The organism is Thermofilum adornatum, from assembly GCF_000446015.1.
In the GTDB taxonomy this organism is placed as follows: Archaea; Thermoproteota; Thermoprotei; order Thermofilales; family Thermofilaceae; genus Thermofilum; species Thermofilum adornatum.
Genome location: NC_022093.1, coordinates 883,769 through 904,249, shown reverse-complemented (window position 1 = coordinate 904,249; position 20,481 = coordinate 883,769). Strand labels below are relative to the sequence as shown.

Here is a 20,481-nt window from a genome sequence, read left to right as displayed (position 1 = left end):
TCCCCTGATCTATATGTTGTATAACGATGCTTATAAGCACTATTTTTCCTGCTACTATTTGGGTCTTCTCCTTCCGCAAGGTGGATTGTAGGGGTCTTGAACAGCGATGTGCAGGAGTTTGCATTTTGACTTATCCTTGTCATAGAAGAGACAGGTAAAGCATGTTCCCTTGAGGTCTTCTTGAACCGTTTGGGGTTTAGCTTGTTGCTGAACGGGAGGCTTAGGTAATGCTTCTTGTGGAGTTTTTGTTACGAGTGCTGGGGGCTTCTCGATAGGTTGAGGCAGTGTTGGAGGCGGAGGTAGAGTTGGAGCTACCTGTGGCTTTGGTTTCGCCTCTTGGGCAGCTTTTGGCGTAGGCCTAGCAGTGATTGGCGCTTCTTCTTGTGGCTGTTCTTCTTGGAGGGGCTCCTCTAGTTCTATTGGCGTGGAGATTTCTTCTGGTTGTCTTCTTTTGGACGTAGCTGGCTCTCCAAGAAGTGGAACTTCGGGTTGCTTGGTCACAACTGGAGATTGGACCGGATGTTGCCGTGCAGGCTTTTCTGGAGTAACAGTTATTGGTTTGGGTGTTTCTGGTTCCTCGAGTTCTATTGGGAGGGTTATGGGTTCGGGCTCTTTTTTGGGCTGTGGTTTTGGCTGTGACGTTATTGGTGCTACTTGGGGTAGTTCTTCTTCTAGTGATACAGGGGGTGTTGGCCCTGCTTCTATTTTTACGGGTAATCCTAGGAGGTCTCTTATCTCCTCCTTGCTGAGATACTTGCCCTCAGATACTTTTTCGCCGTCGACGACAATAGCTGGCAATTTTTCGATGTTTAGCTTTTTAAATTCCAGTGTGTATACGCCCCCGTAGAGCTCTTCTAGTTGCTGGAGGAAGCTTGGAAAGTCTCTTGGGTCATTTATTTTTACTAGTTTTACCTTTAGCTTGGGCCTGTCAGGCTTTGGCAACAGATTCAACTCGCTTTGAAAATCTTGGAGCATCTTTTTTGACTGTTCGTCCCTGCATAGGTATAGCACGATTTCTTTGGGCAAAAGCCCCACCGTCTCTAATAATGGATTGATAAGCCACGTAATTAATTTATTGTTTTGGAGATGCTTGTTGAAGCTTTATAGGTAAAGCTGTTTAGACAGCTTCAAGAAGCCTCTCTACGACTTCGCCTTCTGGCGTTGCTTCAACAAATATCTGGGACTGGAATACGTAGACTTTTACGCGTCCTTTTCGCCACTCATCTTCTCGTAGACCTGCCTTGAGACATGCATAGCTTAGGAACTCTTCTGGCCCCCATTTCTCGTCCACAGCCACCTGTGGTAAAAGTAGGCCTCTAGCTATTCCCTGCTCTATTATTAGTCCATCCCTGCCAATCTTTATCTTTTCAGGGAGTTCTTCTGGTGACGTGTACTTAAGCTCTTGTGGCTTTGTTAGGATGCTTACCTCGAATACTACTCTGTCTAGCTCTTTAGGCGTCATCGGTGGGAATCGTGGATCCTCAGTGGCCGCCGCGATGGCGGATCTAATCGTGGCTTCAACCATTGGGAAAAATGGCTCTGGATACCCTATACAGCCCCTCAGCTCTCGCCTAGCCCTCCTTAATATAGGGTCTACAAATATTTCTTCTATTGTCACGAATACGCCTGCTTTTTCGAAGAGTTTCTCAGGTGTATCTGGGGGCGGCTGTATTATGCGTGCATTTTCTAGATATTCTTTGACGGCTTTCCTTGCTAGTTTAACCAGAAAGGTTCCCTCTTCAACACTCAACTTTACCATACATTATCAGCCTCACTTTTTCAATTGTTTTTTCTATTTCATAAAAATGTGTTCCACGCCAATAAACTTGTCCACAATTCATACATTTGTAGAACTCTTCGTATCTATCTAAGACACCCCTAGGAACCTCCTTTACCACTTCCTCTCGCGATACTCTCACAAGTTTTGACCCGCATAGGGGACACAAGGTGCGAGACATGTCTAATACGGGTTCGATGTCAAGCCTTTTGAGGACGAATGACAGTTGGTCCTCTATGGGGGCCTCCGGGACAAACAGGGCTGAATAGCCCATACTTATTGCATGTCTGTAAAGTTCTCTGTCCCGCGTTAACAAAACAGTCTGGGAGTGTTTCTCTAGTTCTCTCTCTATTTCATTGTCTGTGAGAGTTCCTGCATAGAGTGTTTTTATGCCCAAGATGCGGAGCCACTTGGATAATTTTCCAAGCATGCCATCTACGAGTATTATTGGTGTCATAGCATGTTTCCTGATATTCTTGCTATAAGGTACTTCCTAAGAGAAGATTCATCAATGAGGAATTCTTCGTTTCCTTGGATTAGTGCCGCACCATAACGTTTCAGAGCATCTGTGATGTTTGACGCTAGGTCTCTCGTATCTCTGATGACTATGGGTCTAACCCTAGAAACAGGCGTGTCGTCGAGTAAAATTTCACGGTTACAGTAGCCTTTTTCGAGGGAATAGTTGAGGAAATCAACTATTGTTAGAACCTTGGAAATTTTTCCTCTAACCCTTATGCCCACAGCTATTGAGTTGTTTTCATGCATCAACATGATAGTCTTTTTCACAGAGGTATTAGGAGCGACAACAACCGCCGGGAACCTTGCTAGCCTGTGCAAGGAAAAGGAAAAACGTATTCGACCAGTTGTGTTGAAATATAGAAGGATACTCCTATAGGTTACAGCCTTCATTTCTCTCTTGACGACGATATATCTGTCCTTTAGGAGCTCCTTTAGGGCTCTGTTGAGTCCCGGTCTAGAGGCTAAGAGGACTACCCGACGCCCCTTCCTGGTGAAACTAAATAATGAGTCGAGCGTGTAGAAATTGTCTCCAAGTGCATATACAAGCCCTATGCTTGGCTGATCAATTGTTGCCTTGACAATATCTTCTAGGCTGTCAACGTGGATTACTTCCTCTAGGTACTCGGAATCCATGGTCTCCACCTCTCAATGTGGAATCCTCCGTCCGGTAGCAGTTTGACTACATCTTCCTCTCTGGCCTTAAAGTTACATTCTCGTTTTAGGAATTCTATTATCTTCCTTGTTGCTAGGTCTTTTCTATAGGGACCGGGCGTAATCTTTAAGAAACAACCATCTGACGGGTTGCGTTCAGCAGGCAAAGCCAACAGTTCACCTTTCTCGCTAACACCTATCAGTAATTCGAGTTTAACGCCCCTAACATAGTTCTTTTTCCCATAAATCATGAAGCTTCCCTTTGCCAGGTATTCTCCGCTTGGGGCTTTAAGAGACACCTGGCTGGCTGGAACCCAGTAAACGTCTATCGTGTAGAGTCCCCCCCTCCAAGCAGACGAGTAGCATGCGGCGAACTGCGCCGCCTCTAATATGTCTTTTTCAGGGACATCTTTGCCGCCTGTCTTTACTACGACGGCAGCTGCCCCATGTATATCGGCGTGTAGAAAAATATCTTTGTCTTCCAGGTATCTCCGGACAAGAAGCTGGTTCTGTCCAGCCGATTTACCCGCAACCACTAGAAAGCCATTTGTAGTCCAGAAATAGCGGAACTGCGTGTACCAAGGCCCGGACGCGGCGATTTTCTGCTTGACTTGTTTCGGCTTTGCTTGTTCCTCTTTTGTCTTTGCTTCGCTTAGCCTTTTCCTGATAGACTTGATCTTGTCATAGTGTAGTTCTATGTTTGCATAAGCGTTCTTGCTTGGATCTATTTCTATTTCTATACCTTCGAGTTCGACTACGATGAGCGGGCTCGATGGGTCAACTTTTTTTATTGACTGGTATTTTTCTCTCAGCGTGGACTCTATAAGGCTCCAAGGCTTTTTGTCCTCCACCAGTGCCCTGTAATCATAGATTATCTGCTCTATCTGGGAAATGTTCTCTTCTAAAAGTTTCACTTTTCGCAAATAGTCTTCCAATGTTTTTTCAAGTACAGATGAAACTGTTTGCTCCCTTGGCGTAATATCAGCGATTATGCGCCTTAGTAATTCTTCTGGAAATGCTTTCTGGAATTCAACCTCAACAAAATCTGTAGTTACATGTGTCGGTTTAAACGAATAGACCCAGCCTCCGGCATGGTAACCCCTAGAAGGGTCCTTTAGGGACTCTAAAAAAATTTCGATTCCTTTCGTAGCTACTGATCTAAAATGGCTAAATAATAGAGAGCCGGCCTTCGCGTCGAGGCTTATTCCCTCCCTATACATGGCCTCAGCAACAAGATCTGGGGGTAGCGAGGTCACCAAGGAAAAGGCGACTATTGCTCCTCGTTTAGGCATGGACCTGAAAGACTCGTAAAGCTTCTCAATGTCTTCAGAAAATATATCTCCAAGCCTAGGTGGAGGCCTATACGTTTCACCTGGCTTCAGTGTCCTGTCACGCATCTCCTTGGGCTCCAATGCATATACGATTTTTGATTCGCCGTCGAGTAGGACCAAGTTTCCCTCCCGAACCCACTCAAGGACAACTTTTTCTTTCTCAAAGTCTAGACATACAACCCTGTCCCCCGCTATCTGGGCAACGCTCTCAAGCCTCTTGCCTTCTATCCTAGAAGACCACCTGGTTTTTCCAAACTCGACTGGAAAAACTGAGTCGCTTTCTGCGGGCACAAGCCCCCGCCTAGGTGAAAAAACAATTCCACCCTCGCGGAACCTGAAATAGAAGACGTTGCCGCGCTCCGACACCTTTTGAAGCCTGGTGCCCTCGAACTCTCTTATAAGAGGCCAGATCTTAGCAAGATCAAGGATGCTCATAGACTTGTCGTTGACGGCGCTAAAAACGGACATATGTTAACTCCTCCTCGAACGGATATATTAGTTTAGCCCTGACTCCCTCACTGTCTTCCTCGAGTGTAACCCTGTGAGTAAAATAGCTGGCAAAAATGTTTTCTCCAAAGCTTCGACCCCTCGAAGCATAATTTATCGCTATTAAGCCTCCCCCCTCTCTCGCAAACCTGAGACCCAAAGCGAGCAACGAGGCAACTATGCCCCACTTTTCCCTATATGTTTTCCCAAACCTCATAAAGAACCTTGGGATACTATCCAAAACAACGAAGTCGTGCTTCCCAGCTAAAAGTTGAAAAGCATCATCAACCGCTGTAGGCATGGTAAAAACAACTTTGTCCAAGAAAGATTCTTTGCGAGATAACTTGGAGGCCCTCCAAAAGGTCGACGCGTAGTCCATGTATACAGTATTGCTACCTTCTTTCACCAGCTTCGACAGGAGACTGAAAACATATACTCGTCTACCTGTCCCAGTCCTGCCAGAAACTTCTAAAGCAAACCCCCCGCGAAGCAAATCTACAAGGTCAGACATCTACGACCCCCTCCTCAGAGATCCTGTAATATGCAGTTCTACGGCTCCATGGACTACTTAGAGCCCTCGATTGCCAAACGTCGCCCTTCTTAGACAGGAACAACGATAGATGTGCAAAACCGTCGAAAACAACAGCCGAGGCTGGAATAATCCCATCGCTGTAAACAACTTGGCGAGTATAGACAACCGATATGCTGGACCTGGAAAACTCTTCGAGAAATGAGAGAAGCCTCGAGTATGCGGAAATCCTTTCTCCTGTCCTTAGGAACTCTGTCCTGAAGAGACGTGTAGCCTCATCAAGGATAATGAGGCCTATATCTCTCTTTACAGCTTCTAGCTTAGATCTCTCGAGAACCCTAAAAACATCTTCCACGCTGTATGCCCTTGCGTAGATTATGTTTTCTAGTGCCTTTTCTGGGTCTAGTTGTTTTGCTCTTGCTATTTGTATTATTCTCTCTGGCCTGAAGGTGCCCTCTGTGTCTATGTATAGTGCCCTAGCGTTGAGGCCTCCCTTCTCCTTCGGTAGCTGGACCATGACAGCTAGCTGGTGGCAAATCTGAGTCTTACCAGCACCAAACTCACCAATCAGCTCAGTAATACTACCAACCTCGACACCACCCTCCAACAAATCATCCAAACTATGAACACCAGTACTAAACCTTGTTACAGAAGACATACCAAGGGAGGGAACTATACCGGGACTTATTTCATAGAAGCCCAAGACTCCTAAGAGATATTCTAGACTCAGCATCTGGCTTCAAAAAGGAAATATAGAAAGAGAAATATAAAGATGTGTAAAGAGAAGAAGCACAAAAAAAGAAAAAAATATTATTTTTTGGCTTTTAGGCTTAATGTTCTCTGTTTATTTTACCTGTGTTCCTTCAGCTGGAGCAATGACTTTTGCGAGGCGGCGGCGTCTGTAGACAGCGTATTCGTGTGCAATTATGAAGAGGACGAGGACGAGTAGGACGAGGAGCAGTATGAGTCCGAGGAACTCGTTGCTACTCATCTCCCAGCCTGCGAGTGTCAGGAAGATGTCAAGCTTTAGCTCTGTCACGGTTTCTTTGCCGTCTGTTACAGTTGCAGTAGCGCTGGCAGTTCTTCCGCCCTTGCTTGCAGTTACGCCGTAGCTTCCGCTTGGGAGCTCGAGGCTTACAACGCCGCTAGCGTCAGTAGTGAATGTGCCGACCTTTTCGACTGCAACGGTTGCGCCGTCAATGCCTTGTCCTCTTGCGCCAAGCACTTTAACAGTGAGTTTGCCTATCTTCGTGACTGTTACTCCGATTTCGCCTGCACGTGCAACGCTACCGCTGAACTGGACTGGTAGACCGTTCCATTCCGCTACAGTGTACTGCAGGTTGCCTGGTGGTACTTCTTTTACAACTATGCTACCACTTGCGTCGAGAGTGTCAGAGACAGTGGTCCCGTCTGGCTTGGTTATTGTGACTTTTGCGTTGGCGAGAGGTGTGCCGAATGGAGACACGAAGGTCAGTTTGACATCGAAGATGTCGAGCCTTACTTCGAATATCTGTGTGCTTGTCTCGAACCTGCCCTTCTCGATCTTAATCGTCTGCTGTGCAAGTGTGCCTACTCCAGCAAGGTTGACTGTTACCTTGTAGGCGCCTAGTGGTGCCTGGCTTATGTCTCTTGGGTCTGTGTCTGGGCTCCTGTTTGCGCTTGCGTCGAGTGGCCATGACTTGGCGGTGTTCTTGTTGAGTATTATTGGTACTCTACCGTCGTTTTCTGGCTTGTGGGTTGTTACTACCTGGTCTGGCCACTGTATCTCTACAGTTATCTTGTTAAGTATGTCTGGTGAAAGGGCCTGTCCCTGGGCATTCTTGAGCATAACTATGCCTACGTAAACGAAGGTCTCAAGTGTTGTACCGCTTCCAGGCTTGTAAGTTCTTGGCGTGTCGTAGTCAGTTACAGTGTCAAAGATCACGATTTCTCTCGGAATCTTGCCGGCAAGCCTGAGCAAGTAGCTGTCACGCCAGTAGACGAGGAGCTGGTACTTGTTCTCCTCGCTTGGTGGTACGTAGAGTATGACGCTTCCGTTTTCAGCTGTGAAGCCTGCTACGCTTGGTATTGCCTTTGCTCTTGGCTCCCTGAGTATAGCTGCGACCATCATATTCTTTAGTGGCTTGCCGCTCCAGTCGAAGACTGTTACCTTTATTGCATCCCACTCTAGGGTTACGCATGTGCCGCCTGGCATGTTGTTGTCAAGTGTGAATGATATCTCCTGTTCTAGGGTATCTGGGTCGAAGGCCTTGCCTGTGTCTAAGCCATAGTTCTTTAGGCCGAGCGCGGCGTCGAGGTTAAGTGTTGTTGAGCCTTCATAACTGAGGCCTGAGATTCCTAGGAAGACGAGTTTGCCTGTGAAGACTGTCTTGCTTCCGACTGGTGTGGCTACGGTTGAGCCCTTGTCTGGGTATACTGGGAATGTGCCGTCATTTCCAGTGCTGCCAGAGGCCACGGTGGCTGTGGCACCTGTACTGCCATATACTGTGAGGGTTACTGGCTGGTTTGCAAGTGGTATCATGTTGTCTCTGAAGTCTGGCCCGACTACCTGGAGGCATACGCCCTCCATGGCAGTGGTGTAGACTACTTTGGCTGCTCCGCTCCACAGTGTCATGTTCCAGTTGGCTCCGATCCACGCCTTTGGTCCGCGGAATGGTCCTACCCAGCTTCCGCCGTACTGCTTGTACCAGTCTGGGCTCTGGCTGACGTCGTTATAGATTGCGTCGAGAGTCATGTTGTATGGCCCGACGTTGTAGCCATATAGCGTGCCTATGCCAGTAATTGTCGTGTATGATGGTGTGTCTGGGACGCTTGGTGTACCGTACTTCTTGCCTGCAAGCACGTAGACGTTTGTGATGCTTGCTCCGAACTTTATGCCGCTAGGCCTGACGCTTGCCTTGGGCACCCATATTGCTATTGGTAGGCTTGCTTTGCCGTCCTGGCCAGTAACTGCGCTCCACGCGTAGCTCATACTGGCAGACTTGGTGTATTCAGTTGGCACTGTGATGTTGGCGTAGAGGTCGCCCTTTAGCTGTGTCTTCCAGTTTACTGCGTCGTTCCTGATTAGTGTGACGTTGAGTCCTGGGACTAGTCCTCCGCCTGCCTTCGTCAAGGTGTAGATGTCGAGGTTGACTACCCAGGTTACGAGCTGGAGCTTGTTGCTGTATTGGCCGCTGTATGCTGGTGCCGCGTAGAAGCGGACGATTGGGTGCTCGATTCTTCCGCCACTAGCGAGTAGCCATGTATAGGCAAGGCTGTCGGTCTTCTGTAGGGTCATCTTGCCGCTTGTCTCGTTGTAGAGTATAACCTGTGCAGTTATGACTTTACTGTAGTCGAGCATCTCGCTTGGCCTTGGTAGTGTGAAGTTGTAGTTGTAGACCATTACTCCTCCGTACCACACGACGAAGCTGTAGTTGGCTCCAGCAATGAATAGGTGTGGATAGTTGCTGTTTGCCCACTGTGTACCGGTGACCTTGAACCTGGCCTCGGACAGGCCGTTGTTCCATGGCCCTGCTGGGCCGGACTTAGTGGTGTTGAATATCTTGTAGTTTACGTTTATGAGTGGCCAGCAGAGGCAGCCGGGTCCACCCTGGCATACCTGTGTCACGTTGTACTCGTTCTTTGTGTAGGTGTCGTTTATGGCGACGATTACTGGTGCTGCGCCGTTGCTTGTTGGGAGCTCTTTGAGTATGTTGCCGTTGTGGTCTACTGCTTCAAGTGTGAAGCTGAAGACCCAGGTCGGCACGTCGATTGGCCCGACTGTGCATCCTGGACTGATTCCCTTCAGTAGGCCTGTAAGGTTCCATTTACCAATTAGTAGGCCATCGTCCTTCGGGTGGCGTATGTAGGGGGTGTATGGAGTTGTCTTTATGGTCACAGTTACGAGGTTGTTGGGTCCAACTACGAAGGGCACCTTTGTAAAGGTTACTTTGCCTTCACAGTCTGTGAGCTTTGGTCCCTCGTAGTATGTTCTAGCGCCGGCTTTAAAGTATTCGAGGAGCACTGAAACGTTAACGAGGGGTTCCTTGACGTCCCATGGGGTTATCCTCAAGATGAGGTCGCCGACAGGGAATGTGTAGGTGGCTTTGCTAATGTTTCCGATGTTCCCGCTAACGACTAGTGGGTTGGGTCCACTTACGGGATCCATTCTGACTCCTTTGAAGAAGAGGCTTACAGTAAATGTTCCTCCTGGGACGAAGGCCATGAATGTTGTTCCGTTGGGTCCGAGTCCTGCTGGGAAGTTAATGGTTGTCCCGTCGGTGGACTTGTAGGTTAGGATGAATGTGGCGTTGGGGTCGTCTGCGCTGGTGAGTGGGCGGCCGCATAGGTCGACTGCTTTAAAGTTGACAGCGTAAACCTTTGCGGATAGGTTGAAAGACTGTACTGAGCACTGTACAATGGCTTTGGTTAGGTTTAGTGGTATTGTGTTCTGGTCTGGAGTTACATCTACGAAGTTTTCTGTTCCTGGTAGTGCCCATAACACGTTAATAGTGTAGGTGTATAGTTTGCCTGTTGACCATAAACCATATGGGACTGGCAGGTAGCCTGGGGATGTGCCCTTCCTTGTGATTATTGGCGTGCCAGAGGTTGTTGTTCCGCCGCCAACTATCTGGAATGGCATTAGTGCTACTTGTCCGTTAGCGTCAGTATAGGTGTTGGGGTCGAAGACTCTTGGGCTTATCTGGACAATTGCTCCCTGGAGTGGCTGGACGGCTACGAGTCCACTGGTCTTGATGGTGATCTGGGTCTTGACTATGCTTGCCTTTATTGTTAATGTTACTATTCCATTGCTAGTTGATACTGTGAGCGGCTGGAAGGTGAATGGTTTATTGTATGTTACGCTTTGTGGTTTTGTTGTGTTGAAGGCTTCTGCAAATACCTGTATACCTCCTATTTCGGCAGCGATGCCCATTTTTTCATTGTAGAATAGGGATATGTTTGGTAACCAGAAGTAGTAGTGACCACTTAACTGGTATCCTTCTTCTGGAGCTGTCCCGTTCGGGAAGGCTTTTCCTACTCTGAGCTTACCATATGTTGGAGAAGTGAATTCGATACCTATTGGTGGGTATTCCCAGTTGGAGATCGGGTTGCCGCATGGGTCTGTGACAACTACTTGTGCTAGGAAGGTGTGTGCAACGTCGTTCAGTGGTTTTTTGCCCCAGTCGTTTACTATGTCGAAGGTCTGTGGAGATGTTGTGCCATCTGCCAGGTCTTTAACATTTGCAGTGAGGGTTGTTCCAGAAAGTGAGAATGTTACGTTCTCTTTGCCTACCATTATTTTCAGTTTTTGTCCTCCGCCCTGGTCGAGGAGCCAGTATACCTCCTTGTAGAGAGCCACGTTCTTTTGGCTTTCAATGTGGTAACAGTTAGGTGTAAGTGTCGGCTTTATGTTGACCTCAACTAGTGGAACTACAACACTTCCCTTTGAAATAGCATTGTTGTCTCCTTCTACTGCCAGGAGTTGTGGCCCGTTCTTGTTGTATAAGTATACCTGGAAGTAGGCAATGTCTTTCCTGCCAGAAACCTCTGGGTCAGCAAAGTATAGCGGAACCTGCTGACCGCCAATCGTTGTTAGAGCCTGGAAGGTGAAGTTCATCATGTTTGTAAGCTGAATGGTGGAGTTGAGTAGGTTGAGGGCGTTGGTGCGTGTTGAGTATACTAGGAATGTTTTGCCGTAGACTTGCCAGAATACTGACATGTTGTAGCTTGTGCCAGTGTTTGGAGTATTTATTACTCCTCCGGGCTGGGCAATTGTTAGGGTTATGTTTCCTGCAGAATTTGTTGTTCCAACAGCGTATGCGAGTAGACAGTTGCCTGTCTCGTTAAAGTAGACAATGATAACGTTTTGGTTCTTGAATGGCTGACCATTTGGATACTGTAGCACGTTCCATGCCCTGTGGGCTGGGAACGTAGGTGCAGCGTATGCTTGCAGTGTCAGTGCGAGTATTGCTACTAGGGCTATTATTCCTAATAGGTATTTTCTACTCATATGTTTGTTTCCCCCCTTTTCGGGGTCGGGGTTTGTGTTGGTGGCGGGGTATTTATCTGCGTTTTTTTCTGTTAATTAGAATTCGTTTTTGAACGGGTAATACGTCGACTTTTAGCTAATTTTTCCATTGATGTCGAATCTTGAGGCAGGTATATATTCTCACTTGTGAGGATAAAAAATGTGTCTATCGACTACGACACTATTGCAGAGAGGTATGACGAGCTTTATGGACTGGAGCAGTCAGGCAAGAACCTTGCGGCCTCGGCTTTCCTCTATGGGAAGGAAACTGTGCTTGACGCTGGCTGTGGCACTGGCTTGCTGTCGGTCTTCTTGAAGGGCTCTTACTACATTTGTCTTGACTTGAGCATTGGGATGCTAGAGGTTTTCAGGTCTAGGCGTAGGTGTCTGTGTGACGCTGTTATGGGTGACATAAATATGCTTCCCTTCCGCGACGAATGTGTGGACGGCTTGGCCTGTATAACCGTTATCCACGAGGCTCCCGGCTCGATCAGCGGCCTTGCCCGCGTCTTAAAGCTGGGCGGCGCAATGGTTTTAGGTGTGAAGGAGCGCCTGCTTAGAGAGCCCTTAAAGTTTCCCATGGAATTGCTTGTAGAAAAGATTTTAGAAAGCTCAGGAGATACCCTATACGTTTTGAGGAGGGTTGGGTAAGTGTCTACTGGGTCTCCCAGGGTTGTGGCTTTTGGCGATGTGCATGCACCCCTCTACGTGAATTATTTGTCGAGCTCTCTAGCTAAGCTACAGCCTGACGCCAAGCTTGTACTTGTAGCTGGCGACGTTGTGGCTAGGGGCGAGTGGAGGATGTGTAGGCAGGTCTCGGAACTGAGTGAGAAGTTTCTCCCAGAAGCGACAGTTGTAGGAGTTTTTGGAAACGAGGACTACGAGGAGGCTAGGGGAAGGATGAGGGAGGAGTGTAGCGGTTTCATGTGGCTTGAGGACGATGCTGTAGAGGTAGAGGTTTACGGCTTGAGGGTTAGGGTTGTAGGCTCGACTGGCGTCTTGGATGAGCCTACTCCTTGGCAGAAGCGTAATGTCCCGGGGATAGTGGAGACGTATAGGAGGAGGCTTGAAAGGCTGGGAGAGCTTTTGGATAAGAAGAGTGGGGATTTGACTATACTGCTTACGCATTATCCCCCCAGGTGCCGTACATTGATGGGGGAGGACGAGAGGTTTTGGAGGCAGATGTCTTCTGAGGGGCTGGCAGAATTAGTAAAGAAGAAGGGCGTCGACGTGGTTGTTCATGGCCACCTGCACAGGAGCACTGTTCACAGAGACTATATTGGTAGTACTCCTGTCTACAATGTTGCTCTACCTGCAACTAAAAGTGTAACAGTAATCGAGCTCAGGAGACAAGGGTTGTTGCAGTTCCTGTAGAATAATCAGCATTCGAGTCGCATCTTCACATTTCAAATGCGAGCTGCCTCATCATCCTTATATGTAATACAGTGCTTCCTTATATTTTTGGTTTTCATATTTATGATGAGATTTCGAGAGAGAATGTGGATAAAAAATGGTTTTTAAACAATAATTTTTATGATTTCGAGGAAAACAGACCAGTCCGCGAGATTGTTATTGAAGCTTTACTCGAGTATTTTTCTAAGCCTCGCAAAAGCGACAGGAATAGACTTATCCAACTTCTCACTACACCAATCGAGGGAGCCTCTGCGGAAGATTATAAGGAATACGAGTATGATGACATATAACCTTTCGGGGTCTTGTTCTTGAAGGCTATGATTGATACAGAGATAAGGTCTATAGCGAAGAAGAAGCCTTCAGTTAGCAGTTTTAGTTCGCAGGAGGATTATCTAAAAGCTTTAAGAATGCATGAGGAAGCGCTGAAATTCTTTCGTGAAAAATTCCCAGAGTTAGAAGTTTATATTTCTACCCATCAAATTGGAGAAATATATCACGTTTTAGCCTTTAGAGGTACTAAGGTACCAAAGGAAGAAGCCAAGAAAATCGTTTGGGCTATACTAGAAGATGATAAAATAATTAAGGTTCCACTGTTGCCTGGGCATCTAAAAGATGCACTCGAAGAAAGTGCAAAGACCGGTATACATATATGGGATTACCTCTGTTTTCTTCCAGTGAAAGATTACATTGACGTGGTCTTTTCATGTGACATTCATTTCCAAAAGATTGGAGTAGAATTAAATGTAGAGGTGATAAATCCTCTTGGAGGCTGATATTTCTTGTGATCTGTTTTGAAAGGTTTATTTTTGCTGGTTTTCTTTCCTGAATAGGTGTTGTTGTGAGCGCGCGGTTTGCTGTTGATGCCTTGAAGCAACTGGGGGAGGATGATTACAGGTTGTTGGTGGCTGTGGAGAGGGGGATGATTAATCATGAATATGTGGATGTAAAATTGGTTGCCAGTATTAGTGGCTTGGAGGAGGACTTTGTTAATGCTAGGTTGAAGAAGCTGAACAAGCTTGGGCTGGTTCAGAGGTTTAAGGGCGGGTTTGTAGGATTTGTCCTGACTACTAGGGGGTATGACTGCTTGGCGCTCTATGTTTTGGTGAAGAGGGGGACTTTGTCTCAGCTTTCTCTTACTCCGTATGGCGAGGGGAAGGAGAGCGAAGTATATCTCGGGAAGACTGAGGGGGACAGGATTGTGGTTGTCAAGTTTCACCGTGTTGGGAGGACGAGTTTTAGAAAGGTTAAGCTTGTAAGGGAATATGTAGCCGACAAGAGGCACTATTCCTGGCTGTATGCTGGGAGGCTTGCCGCCATGAGGGAGTTTGAGGCCCTGAAGATCTTGTGGAAGAGTGGTGTCGCGGTGCCAGAGCCCATTGACTGGAATAGGCACGTTATTGTTACTGGATACGTGGAGGGCGACGAGTTATACCTTCTCCCAGTGCTGACAGACCCAAAGGCTTTCTTTGAAAGTGTGTTGCAGGAAGTCGAGAAGAGTTTTAAGGCTGGCGTTGTTCACGGGGATCTCAGTGAGTATAACGTGTTGGTCGCTAGGGGCGAGAAGCCTGTCCTAATTGATTGGCCTCAGTGGGTTTCCAGCAGTCACCCTATGGCCTCGTTTTACCTGAAGAGGGACATAGTAAACATTGCTGGGTTTTTTGCCAAGAAGTATGGGGTAGACGTTGACCCAGAGCAGTTGGGGGAAGATTTTTTAAGCCGACTATCTGTTAATGGTTAGGACACGTGTTGCTAAGGAGAATACTTGGCCTTGACGTGTTGCCCGGAAGCTCGCCTCAGGGGGCTAGCCTCCTATTCGCGGCTGTCCTTGTAGTCGACGGGAAAGTTGTTGAAAAGTGGAGAGAAGTCAATTTGGATAAAATAGTTGAGATTGTCTCTGACAGAAACGTCGACGCTCTGGCTCTCGACAATGTATACGAGCTAGCAGCGAACATAGACGAGTTAAGCAGGTTTCTAAAGCGGTTCCCGAGGAGCCCCCGCATAATACAAGTAACATTCATAGATGGTGAAACAGTAAGTATCGAGGCACTCTGCGCCTTGACAGGGATTTGCAGCGGGAAGCTAGACCCCCTCCAAACAGCAGAGGTCTGCGCATTGCTTGCTTATAATGGCGTGGGTGCAGAGGCACTTGTATTTGAGGAAGAAACACTGATCCGTGTTGGCCGGGGAAGGGTTCCTGGCCAGGGTGGAATGAGCCGCGAGAGATTCAAGAGGAACATAGAGTTGCAGGTGAAGAGAAAGGTTCGAGAAATATCCGAAGCCCTGAGGAAAAATTCTCTCGACTATGACCTCTTCATCAGGAAGAGCGGCGAGGGGCTTACAGGTGCGACATTCATAGTTTATGCTCCACGAGAGAAGCTAAACGGTCTAGTAAAGAACGAGGATGGGCACGAGTTATTTGTTAGGATTGAGCCTGTCGGCCGCGAAAAAATAGAGTTTCAGCCCCTGGGGGCGAAGGTTTCCTATAAACCTTTGACAGAGAAATATCTAATCGTCGGCATTGATCCTGGGATGAGCACTGGCTACGCAGTTCTAGACTTGAATGGAAGGGTTCTTTCACTAGAGACTGGTAGGCTTCTGGGGAGGGGGGACCTTATGCGCAGGCTCTATTCGATCGGGAAGCCAGTAGTTATAGCTACGGACGTTAACCCTCCCCCAGCCTATGTTAGGAAAATAGCTGCAACGTTGGGGTGCCAGTTGTTTGTTCCTAGTAGGTCTTTAAGTATCGATGAGAAAAGGAGGCTGGCTTTAGAGGCTGCCGAGGCGAGGGGATTAAAGGTTAAAACTTCGCATGAAAGAGATTCCCTTGCGGCTGCATACAAGGCTTTCCTGTATTATAGACCCCTATTCGAAGAAGTCGAGAAAGAGGGTGAAAAGTATGATTTGCCTGTTCCAATAGATGAGGCAAAGCTTTTGGTGATTAGGGGTAAGCCTGTCTCAATTGCCATCCAAGAGGCAATGAGGAAGCATGTCGGGCTTAGGTTGCCTTTGGAACGGTTTGATAAGTTTTCGTCAGGCACAGAGATAGAAAAGATGCAGGGAGAATTAGAGTTCCTGAAAAGGGTTGTCGAGGAACTTGTCCATGAGAATACCCTGCTTAGGCATGAACTTAGGAAGGCAGAGGAAAGGGCTCAAAGAAGCGAGGAGACTCTAAAAAGGCTTCTGCAGTTAAGGGAACTTGGGAAAAGGCTGAATCCTGAATTCTCGAAGATGGAGGCTAGAATTGAGATGCTTCAGTCCGAGATTAATTCTTTGAAGAGCGTTCTCGAGAATACTATTCTAGAGGAGAAAAGGCTCAAGGAGACCATGTACTCAGTTGTTCTTGGTGAAAAAATCGCAGTTCTGAAGCTTTCGCGTTTACTAGACAAGTCTGGGTTAAGAGCCCAGTACTTATTTGTGGACAAGGAGCTACCTGAGGACTATTTGTTTAGGGTTCTAGGAGAAATTAAGCCTCCCAGCGCTAATCTATACGTGTTTTTCAGAAACCAACATGAGCTACAGAGGGTTAAAGGTAAACTGCCCATTGGGACTATTCCACTTTCGATTGACTGGGTCAATGGGGTTGAAGATATAGGCGACTTTGTTGTTTTGCCTATAGAGGAAATTGAGAAAGCTGTAAACAGGCAGAGCGAGGATGTGGAGAAGGAGAAGCTTAGAAGGCTCCTTGTGGATTATCGAGAAGAAAGGAGACGTAGCATGGGAAGAATTTGAGTTGTTATATGGTATGAATTTTAAGAATTTATTGAGAAAAATATCGCTTAGGCTAGAATATTGTGACTTCTCCTTTGAGGAACTTCTCCCAGAGAGTATTTATCTTGTCTAGGTGATTGGAGAGTATTTCTTCCGCTTGATGCTTTACGCGTGTAGCTACATCTTCTGGAGCATTTATAGCAATGTATGCCAGTAGAGGCTCATTGATGGGTTTTCCTATTTGGCTTATCAGTTTGATGTAGACTTCTCCGACGTGGTCCAGGGTGCATATTTCGTTTGCGGCTTGGAAGGCGACTACATTGTATAGTTTTCCTATGTGGCTTATAGGGTTTTTTCCTGCTGTGGCTTCTAGTGACATTGGTCTAAATGGTGTTATGAGTCCGTTGGTTCTGTTTCCTCTTCCTGTTGCGCCGTCGTCTCCATGTTCTGCCGAGGTTCCCGTAACTGTGAGATAGACTCCTCCTCTGTCTGCCCTGGATGGGTCGTCGCCTGTATTGACGTATATTTCTAGGTCTAGGTCTGCCAGGCTAGACGCATGTTCTCTTACTAGTTTCTTGACGTTTTCCTTGACGTCTAGGTATTCCTGAACATTGTGGACGAACCTTGATACGGCCGCCATTGCAATGGTAAGGGTTAGCTTGTTTCCCTTTCTTACACCCATAACTTTTATGTCTTCTCCTACTGCCGGTAGCTCGTTTTTCACCTTTGGAGAGTTTAGTAGTCTTTCTGTTTCGAATACTATTCTCTCTGTGGGGGAGAGAGGGGCATACCCTATACCCATGGACGTGTCGTTTGCACCTGGGTATTTGCTTTCTCTGGTATAGATATCTACTAGGTCAGCTGAGCCTTTCCCTATCCGGTAGTCGATGATTACATGTGTGTCTGGGTCCAGGAACCTCATGTTTTTCTTGATCCAGTCCCGGGTGGCTTTCAGGATAATTGGTCCTATCGGTATGTTTTCTTTGCCGCCCTGCGTCGTAACTTCTGTTGTGGCTCTCCCAGAAACAAGGATATATATTGGCTGAACCACCTCTCCGCCGCCGAATTTGGGGCTTGACTGTCCGCCTACAACTAGGACTTTGTCTAGGTTGTGGTGAAGTATGGCTCCATATCTTTCTAGGTAGTATTTTGATAATTCTCGGCTTGAGGCTTCCGAAATTGAGTCTGCAATGTAGTCTGGATGCCCTGTACCTTTACGCTCAACTATTTCTACTGGGAGCTGTGCAGGCGGTATATAGTTCGATTTTTCTATTATAATGTTCTTTCGAGCCATCAGGTAGAAGCTTTGGTCATATTGATTTATAATGTTTACTGAAAATTACTGCTAGTAATAATTTTACTCGTCATCATTTAGGTCTTTTGATTCTTCCTGCGGCTGAGTCTGTTGCTGCTGATTCTGCTCAAAGAACGTAACCTTTTCAGGCTCGATGGAGACAAACAATAGGTTGCTCCCCCTAATAAAGACCGTTCCTAGCTGTGCCACTAGCTTGTTGAGTTCTGTAACCATTTTGGTCTCGTCCATCACTAGGTTCATCGCGTTGTCTGTTAGGCGTAGTTTCCCTGAATACTCCGTTCCATCCTTGAGCTTTACGAAGACGTTCTTGCCAGTATAGTTTTTAAGGTAGTCTAGGGGCTGCATGTACCTTATTCCCTTCATAGTTTTGGGTTGTGTTGTCATCACTGCGTGTGCTTGCAGAAGCATATTTATGGTTTTCCATTGTTTATACCATTAGAAAAATAAAATATGGCCTCGAAAAAAGATGCAACAGGCACTACAGCGTCTAACACGGATTATGGTGAAAAGCCAAAGTGCAGTATATGTGGGAGTACAGATGTTGTGGCAAAGATCGAGGGCAAATACTATTGCTTTAGATGTGGCTCAAAAATTGTTCTAGAGCATTCGACCAAGATTGTTAGGGAATATGTCGAGAAATATATAACTGAATAGGGAGGTCTATTAGTCTCCTCCCTTGTGCCTTGTAGCTTCGTGTCTTCTTTTATGTATTCTTTCAAGCTGTTTTTTCTTCCATTTTCTGTGGTGAGTATGTCTATATTTTATGGCCAATAGGCCACGCATTTTTCTGCCGGACATGGTTTTTCCCTTGAAGACCCTGCCAGGGTCTGGCTTTGCCTGGAGGGTTAACGCGAATGCCGGCTTCGGCGGGGCTCCTCCAGCCTCCAGGTGCTCTTTTAGTTTTGCCAGCCAGGCTCGGAGCAAGTTTATGTTTTCTTCGTGTGTGGTTTTCCTGCGTGTGTCGACACGTATGCCAAGGAGTCTAGCCTCTTTCACTGTGAGCCCTAAAGCGTTTATCTCGCCAATGCTGAATCCTTTTCCAATCTTAGTTTCACGCGGTGGAACGCCTCCATATATTCTTAGCTTTACTGTGTTTACTGTGGGTGTAGGTGTCTGTAGAGGTTCTTGTCCGGACATAATTGCACCTATTCCTGGAGACTTGTTTTTTAGATAAATTTTTCGCAACGAGAATCATAATGCTGTTTTCAATGACTCGGTTGCCTTCTTGACTAGGATGCCGACGGCTATCAGGCCCCCTATCAGGCCTACTATTGTTGCTATGGGTGAAACACTGAGGGCAGAGGAGATAGAGTAGTCGTCTAGGGCTCTCCTCATGTAATATACCAGGATCAGCGAGGCGATAGATGTTAACAATAACAGCAGAGCTATGTATGTGTCGAGTCCAATGTGCTTTGAGAAAAAAATGTAGAGAGGCCAAATGAAAACAACGAGTGAATTTATTATTATGGCTTTAGCTAGGTAGCTCTGCGCAGCTCTAATGGCATCTTCACGTTTTACGAACATAGTTTTGCCCTAACCCAACATTGCTTCTAGATATAATTGTTTTGTTGACGAGAATGCTGAGAATTCTTAACCTACCAAGAGAATCTTAGAAATGATGCCTATCGCATAACCAAACAGGAAAAACCTAGCAATCTCACTATACATTTGACTGTGCCTTGATAGGACGAGGCGCGTTACAGACAGAAGCAATGCTAGAAGTAAAAGTGGGAGGGCTTCATTTCTGGGAACAAGGATCGATACAGCTAAGCCGAGCGGATGTAGAGAAAATAGTAGTGTTGGCTCTATTCTGCGCGGGATTCTGCCTTTCATTGACACTTGTTGTACTGTGGAATATATAAGTGCTAGTACAGGTATAAGGTAACTTATGAGAGAATAGCTAGTAGATATCGTAAGGGATGGAGGTGTTATTGTTATGTTTCCATAGAGTAATGCCGCCAAAACGAGGGGAACAAGCAAAAGAAGAGACTCGAAAAGTAGGGTTCCACATTCTTCATCTATGTGTCTGAGGGATATATCCAAGTATAGAGCTGAAACTATAAGCGGCGACGCCGACAGGATAAGAGGAAGGAGAGCATCGGTATAAATTGGTATTGAGCCATTTGTGAAAATTTGAGAAACAAAGAGAAGAAGATAGGGGGAAAGCGCTATACCTTTAGCCTCAAGTTCAGTTATTGCATAGCTCACTATGAGAATTAAGAAAGTTGCAGTAACAAGGTACATGGTAAATTGTGCACCGAAGAGAGTAAAGAATATAAGCAGAGAGACAAGGATGTAAACTCCTGTCCCAATTATGAGAGACGCTGGTCTGTAGGTACCAATTTTCCATAGTTTTCTCCAAATCTCGGCGTAGAGAATGAGAGAGATCGCTACAGCCATAGGGTTGAGACTTATGCCTATGATGGATAAAAGTAGTCCCATTAGTGTCGATGTCTGTAGTGGTAATGGAGCTAGCATTATAAAAGGGAGGACTGCTATTGTAGATGCAGATGCATTGTATAGGTAGGGGGATAGGATCCCTAGAGGTATCGCTAGGTAGGATACTTTGTATTGTGGCGGCTGGATGTATTCTTCGGCGAGAGTCTTGCCGCCTTCAAGAGTTAAGGCTTTTACTCCTGGAAGTACTAATGCCTTCACAAGGAGGTATGATGCTAAAGAGAATACTCCCGCTATTAAGAGTCCTACCGTTATAAAGCCGTTACCCGTTTTGTCCAATAGCTCTGC

The 20,481-nt window shown here is 46.6% G+C and carries 19 protein-coding genes and 1 pseudogene; 7 read left to right on the top strand and 13 right to left on the bottom strand.

Translation table 11 applies throughout. The annotated features are described in order from the left end of the window. Nucleotides 1-54 precede the first annotated feature (54 nt). The 8 genes and pseudogenes from N186_RS04955 to N186_RS04920 form a co-directional block, all read right to left on the bottom strand. On the bottom strand, nucleotides 55-1,026 hold the full coding sequence (locus N186_RS04955; protein WP_148682081.1) for a thioredoxin domain-containing protein: 972 nt from the start codon (nucleotides 1,024-1,026) through the stop codon (nucleotides 55-57). Nucleotides 1,027-1,117: 91 nt separating this feature from the next. Then, nucleotides 1,118-1,759 (bottom strand): TIGR00296 family protein, encoded by a 642-nt coding sequence (locus tag N186_RS04950; RefSeq protein WP_020962674.1) that lies wholly within the window; start codon nucleotides 1,757-1,759, stop codon nucleotides 1,118-1,120. Beyond that, complete coding sequence (locus tag N186_RS04945) at nucleotides 1,740-2,234, bottom strand: Mut7-C RNAse domain-containing protein (RefSeq protein ID WP_020962673.1); 495 nt, start codon at nucleotides 2,232-2,234, stop codon at nucleotides 1,740-1,742. The genes N186_RS04950 and N186_RS04945 overlap by 20 nt, the downstream gene beginning before the upstream one ends. Further along, complete coding sequence (locus N186_RS04940; RefSeq protein ID WP_020962672.1) at nucleotides 2,231-2,929, bottom strand: hypothetical protein; 699 nt, start codon at nucleotides 2,927-2,929, stop codon at nucleotides 2,231-2,233. The genes N186_RS04945 and N186_RS04940 overlap by 4 nt, the downstream gene beginning before the upstream one ends. Next, nucleotides 2,911-4,746: a ribosome rescue protein RqcH gene (gene rqcH / locus N186_RS04935; RefSeq protein WP_020962671.1), complete on the bottom strand. Its 1,836-nt coding sequence runs from the start codon at nucleotides 4,744-4,746 to the stop codon at nucleotides 2,911-2,913. Before rqcH ends, N186_RS04940 begins: the two co-directional genes overlap by 19 nt. Continuing rightward, complete coding sequence (locus tag N186_RS04930) at nucleotides 4,733-5,275, bottom strand: hypothetical protein (protein ID WP_020962670.1); 543 nt, start codon at nucleotides 5,273-5,275, stop codon at nucleotides 4,733-4,735. The genes rqcH and N186_RS04930 overlap by 14 nt, the downstream gene beginning before the upstream one ends. Beyond that, nucleotides 5,268-5,936: pseudogene (locus N186_RS04925) on the bottom strand (AAA family ATPase); the annotation flags it as partial. The pseudogene N186_RS04925 and the gene N186_RS04930, both read right to left, overlap by 8 nt. Nucleotides 5,937-6,137: 201 nt before the next feature. Further along, nucleotides 6,138-11,282 carry an MSCRAMM family protein gene (locus N186_RS04920; RefSeq protein ID WP_020962668.1) on the bottom strand — a complete coding sequence of 1,715 codons (5,145 nt, stop codon included), beginning with the start codon at nucleotides 11,280-11,282 and terminating at the stop codon, nucleotides 6,138-6,140. A gap of 180 nt (nucleotides 11,283-11,462) precedes the next feature. Between N186_RS04920 and N186_RS04915 the strand changes: the two genes are divergently transcribed. From N186_RS04915 to N186_RS04890, 6 genes are all read left to right on the top strand, one after another. Beyond that, nucleotides 11,463-11,951 carry a class I SAM-dependent methyltransferase gene (locus tag N186_RS04915; protein ID WP_187146993.1) on the top strand — a complete coding sequence of 163 codons (489 nt, stop codon included), beginning with the start codon at nucleotides 11,463-11,465 and terminating at the stop codon, nucleotides 11,949-11,951. Beyond that, entirely contained in the window at nucleotides 11,952-12,674 is a 723-nt protein-coding gene (locus tag N186_RS04910) for a metallophosphoesterase family protein (RefSeq protein WP_020962666.1), read from the top strand. Nucleotides 12,675-12,799: 125 nt separating this feature from the next. Beyond that, entirely contained in the window at nucleotides 12,800-13,003 is a 204-nt protein-coding gene (locus tag N186_RS04905) for a hypothetical protein (protein WP_020962665.1), read from the top strand. Between the two features lie 27 nt (nucleotides 13,004-13,030). Then, on the top strand, nucleotides 13,031-13,486 hold the full coding sequence (locus N186_RS04900; protein ID WP_020962664.1) for a type II toxin-antitoxin system VapC family toxin: 456 nt from the start codon (nucleotides 13,031-13,033) through the stop codon (nucleotides 13,484-13,486). Between the two features lie 65 nt (nucleotides 13,487-13,551). Continuing rightward, complete coding sequence (locus tag N186_RS04895) at nucleotides 13,552-14,451, top strand: RIO1 family regulatory kinase/ATPase domain-containing protein (RefSeq protein WP_020962663.1); 900 nt, start codon at nucleotides 13,552-13,554, stop codon at nucleotides 14,449-14,451. Nucleotides 14,452-14,456: 5 nt separating this feature from the next. Beyond that, nucleotides 14,457-16,442: a DUF460 domain-containing protein gene (locus tag N186_RS04890; protein WP_020962662.1), complete on the top strand. Its 1,986-nt coding sequence runs from the start codon at nucleotides 14,457-14,459 to the stop codon at nucleotides 16,440-16,442. A gap of 52 nt (nucleotides 16,443-16,494) precedes the next feature. Here the strand turns inward: N186_RS04890 and N186_RS04885 are convergent, their stop codons facing one another. After that, nucleotides 16,495-17,715, bottom strand: a complete 1,221-nt coding sequence (locus N186_RS04885) for a methionine adenosyltransferase (RefSeq protein WP_020962661.1) — start codon at nucleotides 17,713-17,715, stop codon at nucleotides 16,495-16,497. Between the two features lie 63 nt (nucleotides 17,716-17,778). After that, the gene (locus N186_RS04880; RefSeq protein ID WP_240366717.1) at nucleotides 17,779-18,120 is read right to left on the bottom strand and encodes an LSM domain-containing protein; all 342 of its coding nucleotides are present in this window, start codon (nucleotides 18,118-18,120) and stop codon (nucleotides 17,779-17,781) included. A 66-nt stretch (nucleotides 18,121-18,186) separates the two neighbouring features. Between N186_RS04880 and N186_RS04875 the strand changes: the two genes are divergently transcribed. Continuing rightward, nucleotides 18,187-18,390 (top strand): TFIIB-type zinc finger domain-containing protein, encoded by a 204-nt coding sequence (locus N186_RS04875; protein ID WP_020962659.1) that lies wholly within the window; start codon nucleotides 18,187-18,189, stop codon nucleotides 18,388-18,390. 9 nt (nucleotides 18,391-18,399) lie between these two features. Here the strand turns inward: N186_RS04875 and N186_RS04870 are convergent, their stop codons facing one another. From N186_RS04870 to N186_RS04860, 3 genes are all read right to left on the bottom strand, one after another. Continuing rightward, nucleotides 18,400-18,873, bottom strand: coding sequence for a ribosomal protein L13e (locus N186_RS04870; RefSeq protein ID WP_020962658.1), 474 nt, complete (start codon nucleotides 18,871-18,873; stop codon nucleotides 18,400-18,402). Between the two features lie 54 nt (nucleotides 18,874-18,927). Next, complete coding sequence (locus N186_RS04865) at nucleotides 18,928-19,260, bottom strand: hypothetical protein (RefSeq protein ID WP_020962657.1); 333 nt, start codon at nucleotides 19,258-19,260, stop codon at nucleotides 18,928-18,930. A 66-nt stretch (nucleotides 19,261-19,326) separates the two neighbouring features. Then, on the bottom strand, nucleotides 19,327-20,394 hold the full coding sequence (locus tag N186_RS04860) for a hypothetical protein (RefSeq protein ID WP_148682079.1): 1,068 nt from the start codon (nucleotides 20,392-20,394) through the stop codon (nucleotides 19,327-19,329). Nucleotides 20,395-20,481 lie beyond the last annotated feature (87 nt).